We start from the raw sequence: 19,355 nt of genomic DNA, 5'->3' as shown, positions 1-19,355 counted from the left end.
CAGCAACATGACCGTAATCAACACCGCGCCAACGCTTGTCACCGAACGCCTGCGGCTGGACGCGCACAGGCTGGACGACTTCGAGTCGCTAGCCGCATTGTGGGCCGATCCGCTGGTGGTACGCTATATCGGCGGCACGCCGCGCGACCGGGAAGACTCCTGGGGGCGCCTGATGCGCTACGCTGGCCACTGGGCGCTGTTGGGGTATGGAAATTGGGCGGTGCGTGACAAACAGAGCGGGGAGTACCTCGGCAGCATCGGCTTCTTCGACGGCCTGCGCGATATCACCCCGGCGCTCGACGCGCCGGAGATGGGCTGGACGCTGGTGAGTTCTGCGCACGGCAAAGGCTACGCCACCGAGGCACTGCGGGCGGCGCTGGCCTGGGGTAAAACGCACCTGCCGGGGGAGAAAACCGTCTGCATCATCTCGCCGGAAAACCAGGCTTCGCTGGCGCTGGCGAAAAAAGTCGGCTTTAGCGAAAGCCGCCGCAGCGAGTATCACCAAAGCCCGATCGTCGTGATGCATTGCCCGCTCTAAAACCTAACCGCGTTGCATCGCCAACGCCGTCTGAACAAAGTTGTCCCGCAGCGCGTCGGCGCGCTGCGGGTCCCAGGCGATACCGACCTGCCACTCAGTTTCCTCGCCGCTCAGCGGTAAAATGTCGATGCTGGCCGGCGCGATATGCGTGATGCTGTGCGGCAGCAGCGCAACGCCGACGCCGGCGGCGACCAGCGCCAACAGCGTCTGAATATCGCCGGCCTGCTGCACCACGTTCGGCGTCAAGCGGTGAGCGGCGATAAACCGCAGCGACTGATCGCTCAGCCCGCGCCCGCGCTTCGGAGTCAACTGCAACAGCGGCAGCTGATTGAAACGCGCCATCAGATTGTCGGCGCGCAGCGCCAGCGCGCCCGGCGCGGCCAGCACCAACCGGTCACTCAGCATTGCCACGCCGCACAGCGGCGTATTGACCGGCAAACGCACGAACCCCGCCTGCAACTCCCCCTGTAACAGCAACTGATACTGCCGCTCCGACGGGATGTCCTCCAGGCCGATCGCCACCTCGGGAAACCGTTGGCGAAAAGCCGCCACCAGCTGCGGCGCCAGATGAAAGCTGGAGAGGCCAAATCCCAGCGCCAGCCGCCCCGCTTCCCCGAGCGCCACCCGCCGGGCGCGCCGCTGAAACTGCTGGTACTGTTCCACCAGCGCCTGCGCCTCCGGGTAGAGCCGCTGCCCGCCGGCGGTGAGCACCGCGCCCTGTCGGCCACGCTCGAACAATCGAACGCCGAGCTGGGTTTCCAGCGCCTGAATCTGCTTGCTCAGCGCCGGCTGGCTGATGCACAGCCGGCTCGCCGCCTGTCGATAGTTGCCCTGCTCGGCCAGCGCCACCAGGGCGCGCAGTTGTTTTATATCCATTCCATCAGGTTATCAAATAGGGAATTTAATTGATTATACAGTAATCAATCCACCTGCTGTAATCAACGCAGACCCTAACCGGAGAGACACCATGACCATCTCATTGCGCGCCGCCACGGTGCAGTTCCAGCATCGCGCCAACGATAAGAATTACAACCTGTCGATCATTGAGCGCTTTATCGCTCAGGCGGCCGAGCAGCAGGTACAGCTGCTGGCCTTCCCGGAAATGTGCATCACCGGCTATTGGCACGTGCGCCATCTGTCCGACGCCGAAGTGCGGGCGCTGGCGGAACCGATCGCCGCCAGCCCTTCGCTGGCGCGCATTCGCCCGCTGGCGGAGCGTTACAACATGGCGATCGGCGTCGGGCTGATCGAGCTGGGCGACGACGGCCGTTGCTACAACGCCTACGCCGTATGCCTGCCGGACGGCGCGCTGCATGTGCACCGTAAACTGCACGCCTTCGAACACCCGGCTATCGCCAGCGGCGATCGCTATACCGTATTCGACACCCCCTGGGGCGTGCGCGTGGGCGTATTGATCTGCTGGGACAACAATCTGGTGGAGAATGTGCGCGCAACGGCGCTGCTGGGCGCGGAGGTGTTGATGGCCCCGCACCAGACCGGCGGCACCCATTCGCGCAGCCCGCACGGCATGAAGCCGATCCCACAGGCGCTGTGGCAGCGGCGGGCGGAAGATCCGCAGGCGATAGAAGCCGCCTTTCGCGGCGAACACGGCCGCGGCTGGCTGATGCGCTGGCTGCCCTCGCGCGCTCACGACAACGGGCTGTTTTTGCTGTTCAGCAACGGCGTGGGCCGCGATGACGATGAGGTACGCACCGGCAATGCGATGATCCTCGATCCCTACGGCCGCATCGTGGCGGAGACCTGGGCGGCGGAAGACCGGATGGTCAGCGCCGATCTCGATCTGACGCTGATCCCGCTCAGCACCGGCCGCCGCTGGATTTACGGACGCCGCCCCGAGCTGTACGGTTTACTGACCGAACCGCAAGGCTATGAGCGCGATGCCCGCAGCGCACGCTTTTCGACGCAGCCGACGGGGCGCGGCGGCCACTGACAGATAAAAAAAATCCGCCCGAAGGCGGATTTTTTATCCGCGCGGCAACCTGTGCCGCGCATTCACGCCCGCAGGCATGAAGAAATCTTAGAAGCGGTAGCCTACGCCAACGTTCCAGCTGCCAACGTCCACGCTGCGGATGCGGCTCTGCTCGTAGCCAACGTCCAGGGCAACGTTTTCGATTGGGTTGAACTGCAGACCGGCACCGTAGGTGAAGCCGTAGTCGCTGTTTCCACCTTTGTTACCACCAGCCTGGGCGTTGTCGATGTTTTTGCCGTAGCCAACACCGATCACACCGTAGATGCTCGCCCAGTCGTTGAAGCGGTAAGCTGGACCTGCGGTGATGGAATCGTACTGAGATTTCTTGTAGAAACCGTTTTCAGAACGATTTTTTTCCAGGTGGGTGAAGGAGCCGATCACACCCAGTGGGTTGTTGTCGAACTCGTAACGGTATTTCAGGTTGAAACCGTCGGCCTTGTTAGCAACGCCTTGGAGATCACCCTGCGCATAGCCAGCGGATACGGTGCTCTGACCAGCGAATGCGGTACCTGCGCTAACTGCTAATACGCAAGCTGCTACTGCGGAAAGACATGCAATTTTTTTCATAACCACCTCAAACGCGTTTTATTATTAAGTACATCCATTTGTTCATGCTTTGAAAATATAACAAAAATTAGCGTGAAACTCTGCCTTGAAATGAGTGTCTAAAGCTTTATATCGTGTAACAGAAGATTTCAAGAACAGTGTATCTGCTTCTTTTCGCTCTATTTTCGGCCGTATTCTACGGCTTTCTGTGACAAAAATCACCAATTTAATATCCAGATAATTCTTAAGAAAAAGCGCACTTTTTGACCAAATCCGCCACATCTCATCCGAGGATCGGCGGATTTCACCGCGATGCGCGCTTTTCTCAGACAGATTTTCGCCATTTCATTTACACTGCTCGCATCCCCGTTTCGACCGTTTTCTCAAGGCTGAGGAACGGCGCAAAAAAGGCTCGTTAAGGATGTCGTTATCTACTTCCGGCAGAGCGCCCTCCGCGCTGCTGCCCATCTGTCTGTTAATCATCGCCATGGTGTCTATCCAGAGCGGCGCCTCGTTGGCCAAAAGCCTGTTCCCGATCGTGGGCGCCGAAGGCATTACGACGCTGCGCCTTTTCATCGGCACCCTGATTCTGTTCATTATCTTCCGCCCGTGGCGTATGCGCATCGTCGCCGGCAGCCGCTTGCCACTGCTGATTTACGGCCTGTCGCTCGGCGCGATGAACTACCTGTTCTACCTGTCGCTGCGCACCGTGCCGCTCGGCATCGCCGTGGCGCTGGAGTTTACCGGCCCGTTGGCGGTGGCCATGTTCTCGTCGCGCCGGCCGATCGACTTTCTTTGGGTGGCGCTGGCGATCGCCGGGTTGTGGTTCCTGTTGCCGCTCGGCCACGGCGTGGGCGGGATCGATCCGTTCGGTGCCGCCTGTGCGCTCGGCGCCGGTGCCTGCTGGGCGGTCTATATCATCTTCGGCCAGAAGGCCGGCGGCGATCACGGCCCCGGTACGGTGGCGCTCGGCTCCTTGATCGCCGCGCTGGTGTTCTGCCCGATCGGCGCCTGGCAAACCGGCAGCGTGCTGTTCAATCTCGATATTCTGCCGGTGGCGCTGGCGGTGGCGATCCTCTCCACCGCGCTGCCATATTCGCTGGAGATCATCGCGCTGCCCAAAATTCCGGCGCGCACCTTCGGCACCTTAATGAGCCTCGAACCGGCGATGGCGGCGCTGTCCGGCATGCTGTTCCTCGGCGAACACCTGAGCGGCGTGCAATGGCTGGCGCTGGCGGCGATTATCGCCGCCTCCATGGGCTCCGCCCTGACCATTCGCCCCAAGCCGCGCCTCGAAAGCCTTTCCTGATCGCCTGACTCGCCTGCCGACCGCAACGTCGGAATGCAGGCGGGTTAACTGTTTTCCTCGTGACAAATCGGCATACTTCCCCTTAGCCTGTATCGCAGGCTCTTTGGACTTTCGCTCACATGGAGAATAACAGTGATTCACAACAGCCTGTTCAACCCCCGCTTCGGCCGCGGACTCGCGCCGGCGCTGGTTTCAACCCTGACCGAGTTACGCCGATGCGACCTGCCCGAACTGGCGCTGGGCCATCACCCGATCGACGGCGACAACATCTTTATGGACGTGATGACGCTGACCACCGTGCCGGCGGCGGAAAAGCGCGCCGAAATGCATCAGGAATACATCGCGCTGCATCTGCTGATCAGCGGCGAAGAACGCATCGAATACGGCCTGGCGGGCGACTGGCACCGCGAGCATCCCCACGCGGAAAATAGCGACCTTCTGCTGCTGGACATCAAACGCCACCCGCAAACGCTGCACATGACGCACGGCATGTTCGCGATCTTTTTCCAGATGGAAGCGCACAAAACCGGCTGCCTGTGGCAGCGGCCGCAGCACATCAAGAAAGCGGTGGTGAGGATCCATCACCGCCTGCTGCTGTGAACCTGCGGCAGCGTCCGTAGAAAATCGGCGGCCTGGCGGGGAGAGCGCAAGCGCTTGAAACGGCGCCCTGCATCGGTACGGGCCATCTCCGCCAGGTATTTTCGCCGGTTCTTCGAGTAAGTGCGGATCGTCCACAGCACGATCGACTCGCGGCTGAAGAAAGAACGGCGGAAACTTTCCCGATTGCCGGTGCCCGGCCACAGCTCGCGTTTGCTGGCCGCGCGCCGGCACGCGCGGCGCACGGCCTGCCACAGCGTGCGGCAGAAGCCGTAGTCCAGCCACAGGATATAATCGACCTCGCGCCACTTGATCGCCTGCGTGCGGCTGTAGTTGCCGTCCAGCACCCAGCCTCCTCCCGCTGCGGCCAGCGTCTGCTCAAGCCGCGCCAGAAACGCGTCATCGGGCGTCCCCTGCCACTCGGGCCGCCAATAGAGCCTGTCCATCTCGATATAGGGAACGTCAAGCCGTTCCGCCAGTTGACGCGCCAGGGTGCTTTTACCGCTGCCGCTGGTGCCGACGACGTTAATTTTCATCATTCGCCAATAAAGTCCGGGGTTAATTCCCTTACTTTATCCGCATCAATTACGGCTATCAATCTGAATAGGCTTGAAATTAACACCCCGATAACAAAGCAGATATTTAGCCGAACCCGCATGCCAGCAAAAAATAAAATAACAGGGGTAAATCTTCACTGACATAAATAATACCTTAAATTGAAATAACAATAACTTTCATAAAGTTACACAAAAACAAAAAACAAATAAAAATAGTGCCATTCGGCCATTCCTATTTGTGCAATAGCCATTTTCGTACGGCAAAAATAAATACCCCTGCTATAATTGATCCCGTAACGAAATAGGACAACGACTAATCAAGAGGATATCTGATATGAGTACCGCTAAACTGGTGAAAACGAAATCTTCTGATCTGCTGTATACCCGTAACGATCTGGACGAAAAAGTCAAACTGGCCGCCATCAAGGCGCTGAACCATCAGGTCGTGCAATTCATCGATCTTTCGTTGATCACCAAGCAGGCGCACTGGAACATGCGCGGCGCAAACTTCATCGCGGTCCATGAAATGCTGGACGGCTTCCGCACCGCCATCATCGAGCATCAGGACACCTTCGCCGAACGCGTGGTGCAACTGGGAGGCGTGGCGCTGGGCACCGTACAGGTGGTTAACGATCGCACGCCGCTGAAAAGCTATCCGACCAATATCCACAGCGTGCAAGAGCACCTGAAAGCGCTGGCCGATCGCTACGGCGCGGTCGCGAATGACATCCGTAAAGCCATTACCGAAGTGGAAGACGAAGATACCGCCGACATGTTCACCGCCGCCTCGCGCGATCTGGACAAGTTCCTGTGGTTCATCGAATCCAACATCGAATAACGCTAAAAAGTTGCAGAGCGCCCGTCGTTCCGGGCAGAACAGGCTGGGCTTCGCCCGGCCTGTTTTCTTTTGCGCGGCCGTTGCATTGTACAAAAAACGGCCCATATTAAACGGTAAGGTTCCTTTGTCAGGAGGTAATGATGGCCAGCGGCTGGGCGGCGGACGGCGCCGTACAAGATCAGATTGATTCCACCGTCGACGATGCGGTGCAGCGCGCGCGTGAAGCGCTCGGGCACGGCGAGAGCGAGCGCTATTGCCAGGAATGTGGAGAGCCGATCCCCGAGGCGCGCCGCAAGGCGTTAACCGGCGTGCGTTTTTGCCTCACCTGCCAGACCGAACAAGACAAAAAACACGCGGCCGCCAGCCTGTATAACCGGCGCGGCAGCAAAGACAGCCAGTTGCGCTAGCATTATCTGCCCCCCCTTTTCGCCGCACGCGGCTCCGCTTGCACCGTCAGTGCATCATGAAAGTTAGAGTTAGTTATCAATATTGAAGCAAAAACGTTAAAGAACGGTTGTTTCACAGCCAAAGTTTGGTTAATGATAGCCCCATGCACCAAGATAATTCTTACGCACCATTTTGGTGCCTCACGTTGGTGCATAACCATAACAATTCGCCTTTGCGGCACAACATCACGCAATAACTCTTTGTTTTTATAGTAGTTGAAAACATGGCACGATTTTTTCATGGCACCAACTGCAATATAAAAAATGGGTAATCCGCAACCTGTACAGGAATTCCTCTCATGAAGTCGATTTTTAAAGTCTCCCTGGCCGCACTCTCTCTGGCCTTTGCCGTAAGTTCCCACGCAGCAGACAAACTGGTGGTCGCCACCGACACCGCTTTCGTTCCTTTTGAGTTCAAACAAGGCGACAAATACGTCGGCTTCGACATCGACCTGTGGGCCGCCGTCGCCAAAGAGCTGAAGCTGGACTACACCCTGAAGCCAATGGACTTCGGCGGCATCATTCCGGCGCTGCAGACCAAAAACGTCGATCTGGCGCTGGCCGGCATCACCATCACCGATGAGCGCAAGAAAGCCATCGACTTCTCCGACGGCTACTACAAGAGCGGCCTGCTGGTGATGGTCAACGCCGACAACAACAGCGTGAAAAGCATCGACGATCTGAACGGCAAAGTGGTGGCGGTGAAGAGCGGCACCGGCTCGGTGGATTACGCCAAGCAGCACATCAAAACCAAGGATCTGCGTCAGTTCCCTAACATCGACAACGCCTACATGGAGCTGGGCACCAAGCGCGCCGATGCGGTGCTGCACGACACGCCAAACATCCTGTACTTCATCAAGACGGCCGGCGCCGGCAAGTTCAAAACCGTAGGCGATTCGCTGGAAGCACAGCAGTATGGCATCGCCTTCCCTAAAGGCAGCGACGAGCTGCGCGAGAAGGTGAACGGCGCGCTGAAAACCCTGCGTGAGAACGGCACCTATAACGAGATCTACAAGAAGTGGTTCGGCACCGAACCTAAGTAAGCTGTGAATTTGGCAAGCTATTAACTTAAGCACAGGGGGCGCTTACCCCCCTGCGCTTCGTTGTATCTGATACCCACGTTCGGGATCACCGGGAGAAATATCATGCAGTTCGACTGGAGCGCCATCTGGCCCGCCATTCCTATCTTGTTAGAGGGCGCCAAAATGACCCTGTGGATTTCGGTCCTCGGTCTGATTGGCGGCCTGATCATCGGCCTCGTCGCCGGCTTTGCCCGCACCTACGGCGGTTGGATCGCCAACCACATCGCGTTGGTGTTTATCGAAGTGATCCGCGGCACGCCGATCGTGGTGCAGGTGATGTTCATCTACTTCGCCCTGCCGATGGCGTTCACCGATTTGCGCATCGATCCGTTCACCGCGGCGGTGGTGACCATCATGATCAACTCCGGCGCCTACATTGCGGAAATCACCCGCGGCGCGGTGCTGTCGATTCATAACGGTTTCCGCGAGGCCGGCCTGGCGCTCGGCCTGTCGCGCCGCGAAACCATCCGCTACGTCATTATGCCGCTGGCGCTGCGCCGCATGCTGCCGCCGCTGGGCAACCAGTGGATCATCAGCATCAAAGACACCTCGCTGTTCATCGTGATCGGCGTGGCGGAGCTGACCCGTCAGGGTCAGGAAATTATTGCCGGTAACTTCCGCGCGCTGGAAATCTGGAGCGCCGTGGCGGTTATCTATCTGATTATTACCCTGGTGCTGAGCTTCGTGCTGCGTCGTCTGGAAAGAAGGATGAAAATCCTGTGATTGAATTTAAAAACGTCTCCAAGCATTTTGGCCAAACCCAGGTGCTGCATAACATCGATTTGAAGATCGACAAAGGCGAAGTGGTGGTGATCATCGGGCCGTCCGGCTCCGGCAAATCCACCCTGCTGCGCTGCATCAACAAGCTGGAAGAGGTCACCAGCGGCGATCTGATCGTCGACGGCCTGAAAGCCAACGATCCGAAAGTGGACGATCGGTTGATCCGCCAGGAAGCCGGCATGGTGTTCCAACAGTTCTACCTGTTCCCGCACCTGACGGCGCTGGAAAACGTCGCCTTCGGCCCGATCCGCGTGCGCGGCGCGAAGAAGTCCGATGCGGAAAAGCTGGCGCGCGAGCTGCTGGCCAAGGTCGGTCTGGCGGAGCGTGCCCACCACTATCCGTCCGAACTGTCGGGCGGGCAGCAGCAGCGCGTGGCGATTGCGCGCGCGCTGGCGGTGAAGCCGAAAATGATGCTGTTCGACGAGCCGACCTCCGCGCTCGATCCGGAATTGCGCCACGAAGTGCTGAAGGTGATGCAGGATCTGGCCGAGGAAGGCATGACGATGGTCATCGTCACCCACGAAGTCGGCTTTGCCGAAAAAGTGGCGTCGCGCCTGATCTTTATCGATAAGGGCCGGATTGCCGAAGACGGCAACCCGCACGACCTGATCAACCATCCGCCAAGCCCGCGTCTGCAGGAGTTCCTGCAGCACGTATCCTGATCCTGGCGGTTTCACGGCGGGCGCGCCACGCGCCCGCCGCTTTCATTCCGCACGCGTTCCCACGCCACATCGCGCCACCTTTCCTACTATATTCATTGTTTTTCATCGTATTGCTCTGACATCCGCCGATCACAGAACGCCAAAGAGAGGAACAATGCCGCCAAACGCAGACTCCCGACGAGGTTCTCATCTGCGAGAACACCTGCTTTTCCTGCTGCTGTTGCTGACCCTGAACGTCTTCGCGCCACCGGCGCTGGCGCAAAACGCGCCGCCCGCGCCCGTCGACAAGAGCGAGCAGCAGAAGGCCGCCTACGCCGCGCTGGCCGATCTGCTGCAAGACGACAAAGCGCGCGCGGCACTCATCAACCACCTGAAACAGGCCGCCGGCGACGCCCCCGCCGCCGCCCCAACAACGCCGGAGGAATCAACGCCGGCCACGCTGAGCGACAGCCTGAACTCGCTGGCGCAGGAAGGCATCGGCACCTTTAACCAGAAGCTCGGCGCGCTGCAAAAGCTGATCGACTCCGGCCCGAAGCGCGTTTTCAATCCCGCCGGCTTTTTCCGCGCGCTGGGTTACTTTCTGCTGACGGTGGCGGTCACCTTTGCGCTGTTCCACCTGATCCGGCGGCTGATCGCGCCGCTGTACAAACGCATGGGCAGCTGGGGGCACAACGCGCGGCTACAGCGCGGCCCGTGGTATAAGCGCCCCGCCGCCATTCTCGGCGCTTTCGCCGTCGATCTGCTGGTGCTGCTGCTGGCGCTGGCGGCGGGCAACCTGTTCGCCCGCCACGTCCACGCCGACAGCGCCACCATTCTGCGGCTGCAGACCCTGTTTCTCAGCGCCTTCGCGGTGATTGAGTTTTTCAAAGCGGTGCTGCGGCTGATTTTCGCCCCCAACTTCGACTACCTGCGCCCCTTCCCCTTCAGCGACCAGAGCGCGCGCTACTGGAACACGCGCCTCGCCTGGCTCAGCGGCCTGATCGGCTACGGCCTGATGGTGGTGGTGCCGGTGGTGGCGGTACAAATAAGCTACCCGGCCGCCGCCGCCGTCAACCTGGTGGTGATGCTGGCGCTGACGCTGTACGCCATCTGGCTGATCCTGCACAACCGCAAGCCGATACAGCAACAGATCAACCTGCTGGCCGAACGGTCGATGGCGTTTTTCAGCGCGATCCTGCGCGGCCTGGGGCATATCTGGCATCTGCTGGCGATCGCCTATTTTCTGGTGTTGTTCGTGCTGTCCCAGTTCGACATCGGCAACAGCCTGCGCTTTATGATGAGCGCCACGGTGAAAAGCCTGCTGGTGGTCGGCGTCGGCGCTCTGCTGTCCGGCATGCTGACCCGCTGGATTTTCCGCCGCATTTCGCTGCCGACCGACGTTAATCTGCGCTATCCGATGCTCGAGCGGCGCATCAACTCCTACATCCCCAACGGGCTGAAGATACTGCGGGTGATGGTGGTGCTGGCGGTGACGCTGTTCCTGCTCGATGCCTGGCACCTGATCAACCTGTACCAGTGGGCGGGCAGCGAAAATGGCCAGCGAACGCTCGGCGGGCTGGTGCATATCCTGCTGATCCTGCTGATCGCCGTCTTCAGCTGGACGCTGATGGCCAGCATCATCGAGCACCGCCTGGCGCTGGAACTGAGCAACGGCGTGCGGCCGAGCGCACGCGAACGCACGCTGCTGACGCTGTTTCGCAACGTGCTGGCCATCGTTATCAGCACCATTACCGTGATGATCGTGCTGTCGCAGGTGGGGCTGAACATCGCGCCGCTGCTGGCGGGCGCCGGCGCGCTGGGGCTGGCCATCAGCTTCGGCGCCCAGACGCTGGTGAAAGACGTGATCACCGGCGTGTTCATCCAGTTCGAAAACGGCATGAACACCGGCGAATATGTCACCGTCAGCGGCATCACCGGCACCGTGGAGCGCATGACCATCCGCTCGATCGGCCTGCGCGACGACTACGGCGTCTACCACATCGTGCCGTACTCCTCGATCACCACGCTGGCCAACTATGCGCGCGAATTCGGAGTGTATCGCGCCAACTACACCGTCAGCCGCGACGAGGACATCGATCGGGTCAATGAGGTGCTGCATCAGGCCGTCGCGGCGCTGAAACAGGATGAACAGGTGAAGCATTTCCTGATTGGCGAGCCGGTCTTCAACGGCGTGGTGGCGCTGGGCGACCGCTCGTTCACCACCCGCGTGACGGTGCGCACGCAGGCGCTGAAACAGTGGGTGGTGCAGTACGCCCTCGATCGGCTGGTGAAAATCCATTTCGATCGGGCCGGCATCGGCATGCCGCAGCAGGCGATGCAGATCTCCCGCGCGCCGCAGCCGCAGGAACCGCCCGCCGAACGCTAGCTTTCAGGCCCCGTCCGGTACGGGGCCGGACCATTCAGTGCAGCGCGTCGCCCTGCTTCACCGACGTGAACGCCTGCATCAGCTTCACGACGTCGTGCATGCCGATGTTGACCTGGTTGATCACTTCACCGGCGTCATGGGTCAGCGCCACGCCGCCGCCGGCCTGCTCTACGCAGGTTGCCATGCCGGCAATCGCCGCCGCCACGCCTTGCTGGATAGATTTGGTCATGCGTTCGATCTCGGTCGCCGCCTTGCGCGACTGTTCCGCCAGCGTGCGCACTTCGTTGGCCACCACCGCAAAACCGCGCCCGTGCTCGCCGGCGTGGGCGGCTTCGATCGAGGCGTTAATCGCCAGCAGGTTGGTTTGGGAGGCGATTTTACGAATGGCTTCGACGATGGTGCCGATCTGCTGAGAACACTTGCCCAGCTCGGTGACCACGTCCGAGGTTTCGCGCGCCGCCGCTTCGACCTGCTGCATGCCCTTCACCGCCTGCTGCACGATGATCGCGCCCTGCGCCGCCTGCCGATCGGTATCGAGCGACAGATGATGCGCGTTGCGCACCATCTCTTCTTCATGCTGCTGCTGTTGCATCAGCCGGGTGATGTCCTGGGCAATCTTCACCACCTTCACCACCTGGCCTTCGTTGTCGAGGATCGGGTTGTAACTGGCCTCCAGCCATACCCGTTCGCCGCGCCGGTTGAGGCGCTCAAAACGCCCGGTGATGAACTCGCCGCGCGCCAGGCGCTGCCAATGCCGCCGATAATCGTCGGAATTGGCGAACTCCGGCGGGCACAGCACCGCATGCGACTGCCCGCACGCCTCTTCCAGCCGATAGCCCATCAGCGCCAGCATATTGTCGTTAGCGCTGACGATGGTGCCCTGCGGCGTGAAAGCGATCATCGCCATCGATCGATTCAGCGCCGCCAGCAGGCTGCGATGCTCCTGCGCCTGGGTCACTCGCTCGGTCACTTCGCTGGCGATCTTGACGATCTCCACCACCTTACCCTGTTTATTCAGCACCGGCGCATAGGTGCCTTGCAGCCACACCGCCTCGCCGTTTTTCGCGATGCGCTTTATGGTGTCCGTAATGGGTTGGCCCTTATTCAGCGTCTCCCAATGTTTGCGGTATAGCGGGCTGGCAACATAGTTCGGATCGCAGAAAATACGGTGATGCCGGCCAATCACGTCATCGCGTTGAAATCCCAGCGTGTTGAGGAAAAGATCGTTGGCGCGCAATACCGTGCCATCGGGCGAGAATACGATCATCGGAACGGCGTGTTCTATCGCGCTCAGTTCGGCGCCTTTGTGGGTAGTTAACTGACTGAATCGTAACAGCATAAGGTGTAGTCCTTGTGGCAGATGATGGCGCTTTTCTTATTTTTGCCTGGCCACATGCCGCGCCCACACGCAGACGTGCCATCGCGGAAGGAACGGGCAGCGCCGTTCCTTCTGGTTATTGCTATTAACCGGATTAAATTTATTTATTCAGTAAAGTAATTATTCGAATTTAAATAAACCAACAGTCTAAGATTTTTATTATTAATTCCGTATTGAGAATAACGTAAGTGATGAAAATTGAAAGGTAAAATGCGGATTTTTGTCGGCGCCGGCAGGATAACCGGCGCCGGAAGGATTAGCGCCAGCGTTCGGCTGCCCAGGCGGCCTGTTGCTCGGCGTCGTGGAAGGTCCAGGCGACAAAGCGGCTGATCTTCTGCCCTTGCGCCATCTCGATGGTGCGCACCTCGGCCGCGCCCGCCACCTTCAGCGCATGGTAAATGGCCGGCAGCGTGGTGTTTTTCGAGATGAGCGAAGTGAACCACAGGCAGTTGTTGGCCTTGCCGACGCTCTCTTCCACCATCTTGCGCACGAAGGCTTCTTCGCCACCTTCGCACCACAGTTCGTTGTTCTTGCCGCCGAAGTTTTGCACCGGCTTGTCGGCCACTTCCCCTTTGCCCAATTTATGCAGCTTGCGGCGGGTGCTGGCGCGCGCTTCCTGCTCGGACGCGTGGAACGGCGGGTTGCACAGGGTGGCGTCAAATTTCTCGGCCGCGCCGATGATGCCGCTAAAAATCAGCTCAGGCTGTTTTTGCAACCGCAGACGCACGCTGTTGCGCAGCGTCGGGTTCATCTCGACGATCATTTTGGCCGCGTTGAGCGACACCGAATCGATTTCAGACCCGGTGAAACGCCAGCCGTATTCGCGCAGGCCGACGATCGGGTAAATGCAGTTGGCGCCGACGCCGACGTCGAGGATCGCCACGCCCTTGCCGCGCGGGATCTCGCCGCCGTTGCTGGTCGCCAGCAGATCCGCCAGGTGGTGCAGATAATCGGCGCGGCCGGGGATCGGCGGGCACAGGTAGTCCGCCGGAATATCCCAGTGTTCGATGCCGTAAAAGTGCTGCAGCAACGCACGGTTGAGCATTTTCACCGCCGCCGGATCGGCGAAGTCCACCGACACATCGCCCCAGGCGTTCGGTTTTACGAACGGCGCCAACGCCGGGCAGCTGGCGATCAGCGCCGGGAAGTCATAGCGTGAACGATGACGGTTGCGCGGATGCAGGCCGCTTTTCTGCTGCGGGAAGGTTTTCTTTTTTTCCACCGTGACGGGCTCTCTTGAAGGTATTTCCGGCGCGTAAGATAACACATCCCGCCCGCAATGGCGCAGCGGCGGGAAACCCGGCACAATGAAAACCTCATCGATTGCCACAGGATCCCCCATGAGCCGTGAATCTCGTTATTATTATGAACCCGCCGCCGGCCACGGCCTGCCGCACGATCCGCTGAACGCCATCGTCGGCCCGCGCCCCATCGGCTGGATCTCTTCCCGCAGCGCCGCCGGCTTGCGCAATCTGGCGCCCTACAGCTTTTTCAACTGCTTCAACTACCGTCCGCCGATCGTCGGTTTCGCCAGCACCGGCTGGAAAGACAGCGTGGCGAATATCGTGGAAACCGGCGAATTCGTCTGGAACCTGGCGACACGCCCGCTGGCGGAAGCGATGAACAACAGTTCCATCCCCCTGCCGCGCGGCGAGGATGAATTCGCCTTCGCCGGCGTCACGCCGCTGCCCGGGCGCCGGGTCAAAGCCGAGCGCGTGGCCGAAAGCCCGGTTAACTTCGAATGCCGGCTGACCCAATGCATTCAGCTGCAAACCGCCGCCGGCGAACAGGTGGAAACCTGGCTGGTATTGGGCGAGGTGGTGGCGGTGCACCTCGATCCGGCGCTGCTGGATGAACACGGCGTCTACCAGACCGCCGCTGCCGAACCTATCCTGCGCGCCGGCGGCCCGACCGCCTACTATGGCATTTCCGAACAGCACCGTTTCGATCTGGCGCGCCCGACGCGCTGATCGTCTCCCCCGTTTAGGCAGAAGATAAACGGGGGGATTAATAATCAAAAAATCTGAATAAAACCATCAACACTCTCCGATTTCATCCCGCCTGTCACTGCGCAATAATCTTCCCATCGAAAGGCAAACCCCTTTCTCCCTAATTCACTTTGACAGGAATGACGAACATGAAAACCATCAAAACTTTTGCTGCCGCTATCGCCCTGGCCACCGTTTCTTTCACCACTTTCGCCGCTGAACACGTCAGCGCCCAGGATGCCGCCCAATTCGAAAAAGCCGGCGTGATCGTCGCCAGCGGCGCGACCGACCTGAGCAGCCTGAAGTCTCAACTGGCCGCCAAAGCCGATGCCGCAGGCGCCAAGGCCTTCACCATCACTTCCACCAGCGGTAACAACCTGATGCACGCCACCGCGGTTATCTACAAATAATCACCGCCCCAGACGCCAAAAAGCCCGTCGGATATCACCCCGGCGGGCTTTTTTTATCTTCGCTTGCGTCAGCGCTGCATGGGCACGACAGCCAGTTTTTTGCCGCCCGCTTTATCAGCAACCCACCCGTACACGAACCGGACAATGCTGCCGGAAACGGGTTTAAACCCCGTATTTAATGGGGTTTACAGGGGGTATGTACACACATTTTTTTACCGTGCCATTGCTGGACTAACGGAAGAGGATGATTATCATATTACGCAGACTACAGATGCAGAGAGCGTTGTATGCAACATATCATTGAAGGTTTCCTCAGTTTCCAGAAAGAGATTTTCCCGCAGCGTAAGGAACTCTTTCGCAGCCTGGCCTCCAGCCAAAATCCCAAAGCGCTGTTTATTTCCTGTTCTGACAGCCGCCTGGTGCCGGAGCTGGTGACGCAGCAAGAGCCTGGGCAACTGTTCGTTATTCGCAACGCCGGTAACATCGTTCCTTCCTTTGGCCCGGAGCCGGGTGGGGTTTCTGCGACTATCGAATACGCGGTAGTGGCGCTGGGCGTCACTGATATCGTGATTTGTGGCCACTCGAACTGTGGCGCCATGAAGGCTATCGCGTCCTGTCAGTGCCTCGATCCCATGCCTGCGGTAGCCCACTGGCTGCACTACGCGGATGCGGCCAAAGCGGTGGTCGAGAAGAAAACCTGGAATAGCGAAACAGACAAAGTTAACGCTATGGTGGAAGAGAACGTTATCGCCCAGCTAAATAATATCAAAACCCACCCTTCTGTTGCGGTGGGTCTGCGCAACAGCGGGCTGCGCCTGCACGGCTGGGTGTACGACATCGAAAGCGGCGAAATTCGTACGCTGGATAGAAACACCAAGAGCTTCGTGTCCCTGGCCGATAATCCCGACGTCTATTTCGAATAAAATAACGCCCAGATTTTATCATTAAATAAAATCCACGCTGCCGCGTGGATTTTTTTATTGTCAGCCTTAAACCAAACGCGCCTCTATCGCCGCGGCGAAATCGCGACACATCCGTTCGTCGCCGTCGGCGTTGTCCGCCAATACCGTCTCGCCGTCCACCACCCGAATATGCGCCTCCAAATCGAAATCCGCCGGCGGCTGCGGGCGCGCGGCGGCTGCGGCCATCGTCTGCTGCGCCTCGCGCCACGCCTGCGCCACCGTCTGGTTACAGGCCTGCGCCAGATAGTCCGGGTTGAACCCTTCGCCGGTCAGGCTGCGCAGCGTGTCATCATGGCTGACGCTGTTGCCCGGCAACCAATAGTGTTGCGCCAGATCCGGGCCGATGGCCGGGTTGTCCGTCAGGTAACCGTCGCGCTGCAGGAAGAACTGGCGGGTTTGTTCCACCGCCATCATCGCCAGCAGATAACCCTGATAAGAGCAGGCGGACTCCAGCGACAGCAGGTGCGGGATCGCCAGCGTCGGGCGCGGGCTGCCGCTGATACCGAGGATCTTCTGCTCGACCTCGCGCGCCAGCGCGGTGATGGCTTCCGGCGTGCGCTGCTCGTCATCCCACTGATACAGCGCCCACTCGAAGTACGGTACCAGCAGGATATGGCGTTCGTTGAACGCGCGCATCGGCTGGCGCGCCGCGATACCGGCTTCGATCAGCGCATCGGGCACCGCTTCGCCGGCGGCGTTTTTCGCATAGCGTTTCAACCAGTCGGCGTCGTCCAGCAGGCTGTCGCAGAACATCGACTGGGTTTCGGCATAGGCCATCGAGGTCGGTGGGAATTCCTGCGAGAAGCACGGCGCATTCTGGCGAATGTTGGCGAAATGCGCCGCGTGGCCGCCCTCGTGGAACAGGGTGTTGAGCCCGTAAGCCCCGCTGCCCACCTGCCCCGGCTGCGCCAGGCTGGTGAAGTTGATGCGCGCCGGCACCCATTCCCCCTGGCGCACAAACGGCGGCACCGGGCCGTGCATAAAGCCGTTCTCATACTTGCCTTTGCGCACCAGCAGATCGAGGTTCATCTCGGCGCCGCCAAAGCCGATGTGCAGGCGTTTGAAGCTGTCGACCCAGCGTTCCAGCGAACGCGAAAACGGGAAGTAAGGATCCAGTTGGCGGGTGACGTCGCCGGCGCTGGCGAAGCGCACGTTCCACGGCTCCAGCGCCTGGCTGCCCTTGTCGGCCGCCAGTTGCTGCAGGCTGCGGGCGTTGGCCTCGCGGGTTTCCCGCTCGAAGCGATCCAGAATGGCGAACAGCTGCTCCGGCGTCATGCGCTCGGTTTTGTTCACCTTGTAGTCGAAATAGTTGCGATAGCCCATCTGGCGCGCAAAGCGGTTGCGCAGGCCAATCAGTTCCGGCAGGCCGTTATGCAGCAGCCATTGCTCCAGATCGCGCAGCGCCTGCTGCGAGCTGCGGCGGTAGTCTTCGTTCGGGTTGGTCGCCTGGTTGGTCAACAGCTCGCCGAGCGAGGCCGCCACCCGCCGGCCTTCGGCGTTCAGATGCGTAACCTGATAGCCCTTGCGGCGCGCGTAGAGATCGGACTCGGCGTGGATGATCCGATCCAACAGCGCCTGCGCCTGCGGATCTTCAATGGCGTTGCAGTCGAAGAAGCGGAGCCAACCTTGCAGGCCGTGGATCAGCGCCTCGCGCTGCGCCTCCTGCGGCAGCGTTTCCAATCCGGCCAGCAGATTGCGGATCTCCGCCAGCCGGCGCGGTTCGGCGATAAAGCGCTTATAGGCGCTTTCCGCGGCGGCAAAGCGCGCCGACACCTCTTCACCGCCGGTGCCCATGTAGTTTTGCCAGAACAGCTCTTCTTTGGCGCGGTGTACGTCGAGGTAATCCTGATTCAATTGATTGAAGTAATCGAGAGCCTGTTGCATAACCGTCCTTCTCAGCCGATGAGGAAATATCCCAGTATAGTCGCGCTCAGGCCTGATGCAGGCGCTGCAGCCCCTGTTCCAGCGTTTCGCTCTCGCCGGCGGCCACCAGGCAACAGGCGACCTGCCGCTGGATGGCCTGCGGGATCGCCACCTCGCCCGCCAGGCAGCGCTCGGTCCAGCGCGCGGTGGTTTCCGCGTCTTTCGCCGCCGGCAACGTCGGCGTTTCATCCTGCAAGGTGCGCTCCAGCAACACGCGCTGTTCGCCGCCGGCAATATAGTGAATCTGCGGGCAGCGCAGCGGGTTGGCGTAGGCTTCGCCTTCGGTGCCGTGCATCAACAGCCCGCGGGCGCCGATCTGGCGGAAAAACGACGCCACCCGGCCGACATACTCCGGGTGTGAGACGCTGGCGAGGCGCAGCGCATCCTGTTCGCCGAACGGCGTCGCCAGCTTGGCCAGCGTATGCGCGCTGTTGCGCACCCCCATGCGCCAACGCAGCCCGAGCTGCCGCGCCAGCGGCACCGACAGCGCGGAAACCGGCATGAACACCGCCTCGCCGTTATCGAGACGCTGCTGGGCGTGAACGGCCTGTTCCGACCACGGCAGCCCCAGGGCGCGGAAAATCTCGGCGCTGGTCACGCGGGTGCTGTCGTCCAGCACGCCGTGCACCACCACCGGCAGGCCCACTTTCGCGAGCAGCAGCGCCAGCAGCGGCGTCAGGTTGGCCTGCTTGCGCGCGCCGTTGTAGCTCGGCAGCACCACCGGCAGCGGCCGCCCCTGCGGCGCCTGCAGCGGCAACACCTGCTGCTGCATCGCCTGGTAGAAGCCCAGCATCTCCTCTTCGGCCTCACCCTTAATGCGCAGCGCGATCAGAATGCCGCCCAGCTCCAGCTCGGGGACCGCCCCGGCCAGCATCGCCTGATACAGCTGAAATGCGGTCTGCCGATCCAGGTCGCGCGCATGGTTTTTGCCGCGGCCTATTTCTTTGATAATTTTGGTGTAATCCATCCGAAGGTTCCCCTTGC

20 protein-coding genes are annotated in these 19,355 nt (G+C 60.2%); 13 read left to right on the top strand and 7 right to left on the bottom strand.

The window, feature by feature from the left end:
* Positions 1–7 precede the first annotated feature (7 nt).
* Entirely contained in the window at positions 8–538 is a 531-nt protein-coding gene (locus ACJ8PI_RS03110; protein ID WP_033637665.1) for a GNAT family N-acetyltransferase, read from the top strand.
* A 3-nt stretch (positions 539–541) separates the two neighbouring features.
* Here the strand turns inward: ACJ8PI_RS03110 and ACJ8PI_RS03105 are convergent, their stop codons facing one another.
* Positions 542–1,414, bottom strand: coding sequence for a LysR family transcriptional regulator (locus ACJ8PI_RS03105; protein WP_049213477.1), 873 nt, complete (start codon positions 1,412–1,414; stop codon positions 542–544).
* A gap of 91 nt (positions 1,415–1,505) precedes the next feature.
* Between ACJ8PI_RS03105 and ACJ8PI_RS03100 the strand changes: the two genes are divergently transcribed.
* Entirely contained in the window at positions 1,506–2,489 is a 984-nt protein-coding gene (locus ACJ8PI_RS03100) for a nitrilase family protein (protein WP_164134061.1), read from the top strand.
* An 87-nt stretch (positions 2,490–2,576) separates the two neighbouring features.
* Here the strand turns inward: ACJ8PI_RS03100 and ompX are convergent, their stop codons facing one another.
* The gene (gene ompX / locus ACJ8PI_RS03095; RefSeq protein WP_033637662.1) at positions 2,577–3,095 is read right to left on the bottom strand and encodes an outer membrane protein OmpX; all 519 of its coding nucleotides are present in this window, start codon (positions 3,093–3,095) and stop codon (positions 2,577–2,579) included.
* A 400-nt stretch (positions 3,096–3,495) separates the two neighbouring features.
* On the opposite strand from ompX, the gene rhtA reads away from it, so the two are divergent.
* Positions 3,496–4,383 (top strand): threonine/homoserine exporter RhtA, encoded by an 888-nt coding sequence (gene rhtA, locus ACJ8PI_RS03090; RefSeq protein ID WP_004939202.1) that lies wholly within the window; start codon positions 3,496–3,498, stop codon positions 4,381–4,383.
* 132 nt (positions 4,384–4,515) lie between these two features.
* Positions 4,516–4,983: a YhcH/YjgK/YiaL family protein gene (locus tag ACJ8PI_RS03085; RefSeq protein WP_033646871.1), complete on the top strand. Its 468-nt coding sequence runs from the start codon at positions 4,516–4,518 to the stop codon at positions 4,981–4,983.
* Here ACJ8PI_RS03085 and ACJ8PI_RS03080 read toward each other — a convergent pair.
* Entirely contained in the window at positions 4,965–5,516 is a 552-nt protein-coding gene (locus tag ACJ8PI_RS03080) for a shikimate kinase (protein ID WP_103772639.1), read from the bottom strand. The genes ACJ8PI_RS03085 and ACJ8PI_RS03080 overlap by 19 nt on opposite strands.
* 355 nt (positions 5,517–5,871) lie before the next feature.
* Between ACJ8PI_RS03080 and dps the strand changes: the two genes are divergently transcribed.
* The 6 genes from dps to ybiO all read left to right on the top strand — a co-directional run bounded on the left by dps (position 5,872) and on the right by ybiO (position 11,710).
* A complete protein-coding gene (dps, locus tag ACJ8PI_RS03075; protein WP_004939215.1) occupies positions 5,872–6,375 on the top strand; it encodes a DNA starvation/stationary phase protection protein Dps in 504 nt (167 codons plus the stop codon).
* Between the two features lie 140 nt (positions 6,376–6,515).
* The gene (locus ACJ8PI_RS03070; RefSeq protein WP_049196278.1) at positions 6,516–6,782 is read left to right on the top strand and encodes a DksA/TraR family C4-type zinc finger protein; all 267 of its coding nucleotides are present in this window, start codon (positions 6,516–6,518) and stop codon (positions 6,780–6,782) included.
* Between the two features lie 338 nt (positions 6,783–7,120).
* Positions 7,121–7,864 (top strand): glutamine ABC transporter substrate-binding protein GlnH, encoded by a 744-nt coding sequence (gene glnH, locus ACJ8PI_RS03065; RefSeq protein WP_004939223.1) that lies wholly within the window; start codon positions 7,121–7,123, stop codon positions 7,862–7,864.
* Positions 7,865–7,966: 102 nt separating this feature from the next.
* Positions 7,967–8,626, top strand: coding sequence for a glutamine ABC transporter permease GlnP (glnP, locus tag ACJ8PI_RS03060; protein ID WP_004939229.1), 660 nt, complete (start codon positions 7,967–7,969; stop codon positions 8,624–8,626).
* Positions 8,623–9,345, top strand: coding sequence for a glutamine ABC transporter ATP-binding protein GlnQ (gene glnQ / locus ACJ8PI_RS03055; protein ID WP_004939230.1), 723 nt, complete (start codon positions 8,623–8,625; stop codon positions 9,343–9,345). The genes glnP and glnQ overlap by 4 nt, the downstream gene beginning before the upstream one ends.
* A 154-nt stretch (positions 9,346–9,499) precedes the next feature.
* Positions 9,500–11,710, top strand: coding sequence for a mechanosensitive channel protein (ybiO, locus tag ACJ8PI_RS03050; protein WP_164134060.1), 2,211 nt, complete (start codon positions 9,500–9,502; stop codon positions 11,708–11,710).
* Positions 11,711–11,744: 34 nt separating this feature from the next.
* Here ybiO and ACJ8PI_RS03045 read toward each other — a convergent pair whose 3' ends face one another.
* The gene (locus ACJ8PI_RS03045; protein ID WP_033653405.1) at positions 11,745–13,049 is read right to left on the bottom strand and encodes a methyl-accepting chemotaxis protein; all 1,305 of its coding nucleotides are present in this window, start codon (positions 13,047–13,049) and stop codon (positions 11,745–11,747) included.
* Positions 13,050–13,344: 295 nt separating this feature from the next.
* Positions 13,345–14,310, bottom strand: a complete 966-nt coding sequence (rlmF, locus tag ACJ8PI_RS03040) for a 23S rRNA (adenine(1618)-N(6))-methyltransferase RlmF (protein WP_165791075.1) — start codon at positions 14,308–14,310, stop codon at positions 13,345–13,347.
* Between the two features lie 118 nt (positions 14,311–14,428).
* Here rlmF and ACJ8PI_RS03035 point away from each other — a divergent pair, with 118 nt between their 5' ends.
* From ACJ8PI_RS03035 to ACJ8PI_RS03025, 3 genes are all read left to right on the top strand, one after another.
* Positions 14,429–15,058, top strand: a complete 630-nt coding sequence (locus tag ACJ8PI_RS03035) for a flavin reductase family protein (RefSeq protein WP_033646882.1) — start codon at positions 14,429–14,431, stop codon at positions 15,056–15,058.
* Between the two features lie 167 nt (positions 15,059–15,225).
* A complete protein-coding gene (gene bhsA / locus ACJ8PI_RS03030; protein WP_015377148.1) occupies positions 15,226–15,486 on the top strand; it encodes a multiple stress resistance protein BhsA in 261 nt (86 codons plus the stop codon).
* 287 nt (positions 15,487–15,773) lie between these two features.
* Positions 15,774–16,409 (top strand): carbonic anhydrase, encoded by a 636-nt coding sequence (locus ACJ8PI_RS03025; RefSeq protein ID WP_004939270.1) that lies wholly within the window; start codon positions 15,774–15,776, stop codon positions 16,407–16,409.
* Positions 16,410–16,475: 66 nt separating this feature from the next.
* Here the strand turns inward: ACJ8PI_RS03025 and ACJ8PI_RS03020 are convergent, their stop codons facing one another.
* A complete protein-coding gene (locus tag ACJ8PI_RS03020; RefSeq protein ID WP_164134059.1) occupies positions 16,476–18,332 on the bottom strand; it encodes a M3 family metallopeptidase in 1,857 nt (618 codons plus the stop codon).
* Positions 18,333–18,378: 46 nt separating this feature from the next.
* On the bottom strand, positions 18,379–19,338 hold the full coding sequence (ybiB, locus tag ACJ8PI_RS03015; protein ID WP_164134058.1) for a DNA-binding protein YbiB: 960 nt from the start codon (positions 19,336–19,338) through the stop codon (positions 18,379–18,381).
* Between the last annotated feature and the right edge of the window lie 17 nt (positions 19,339–19,355).

Origin of the sequence: Serratia sp. CY82433 (assembly GCF_052166535.1) — a bacterium.
Lineage (GTDB): Bacteria > Pseudomonadota > Gammaproteobacteria > Enterobacterales > Enterobacteriaceae > Serratia > Serratia sarumanii.
Note: the sequence above shows the minus strand (reverse complement) of the source record. Positions and strands in the feature narration are given on the sequence as shown.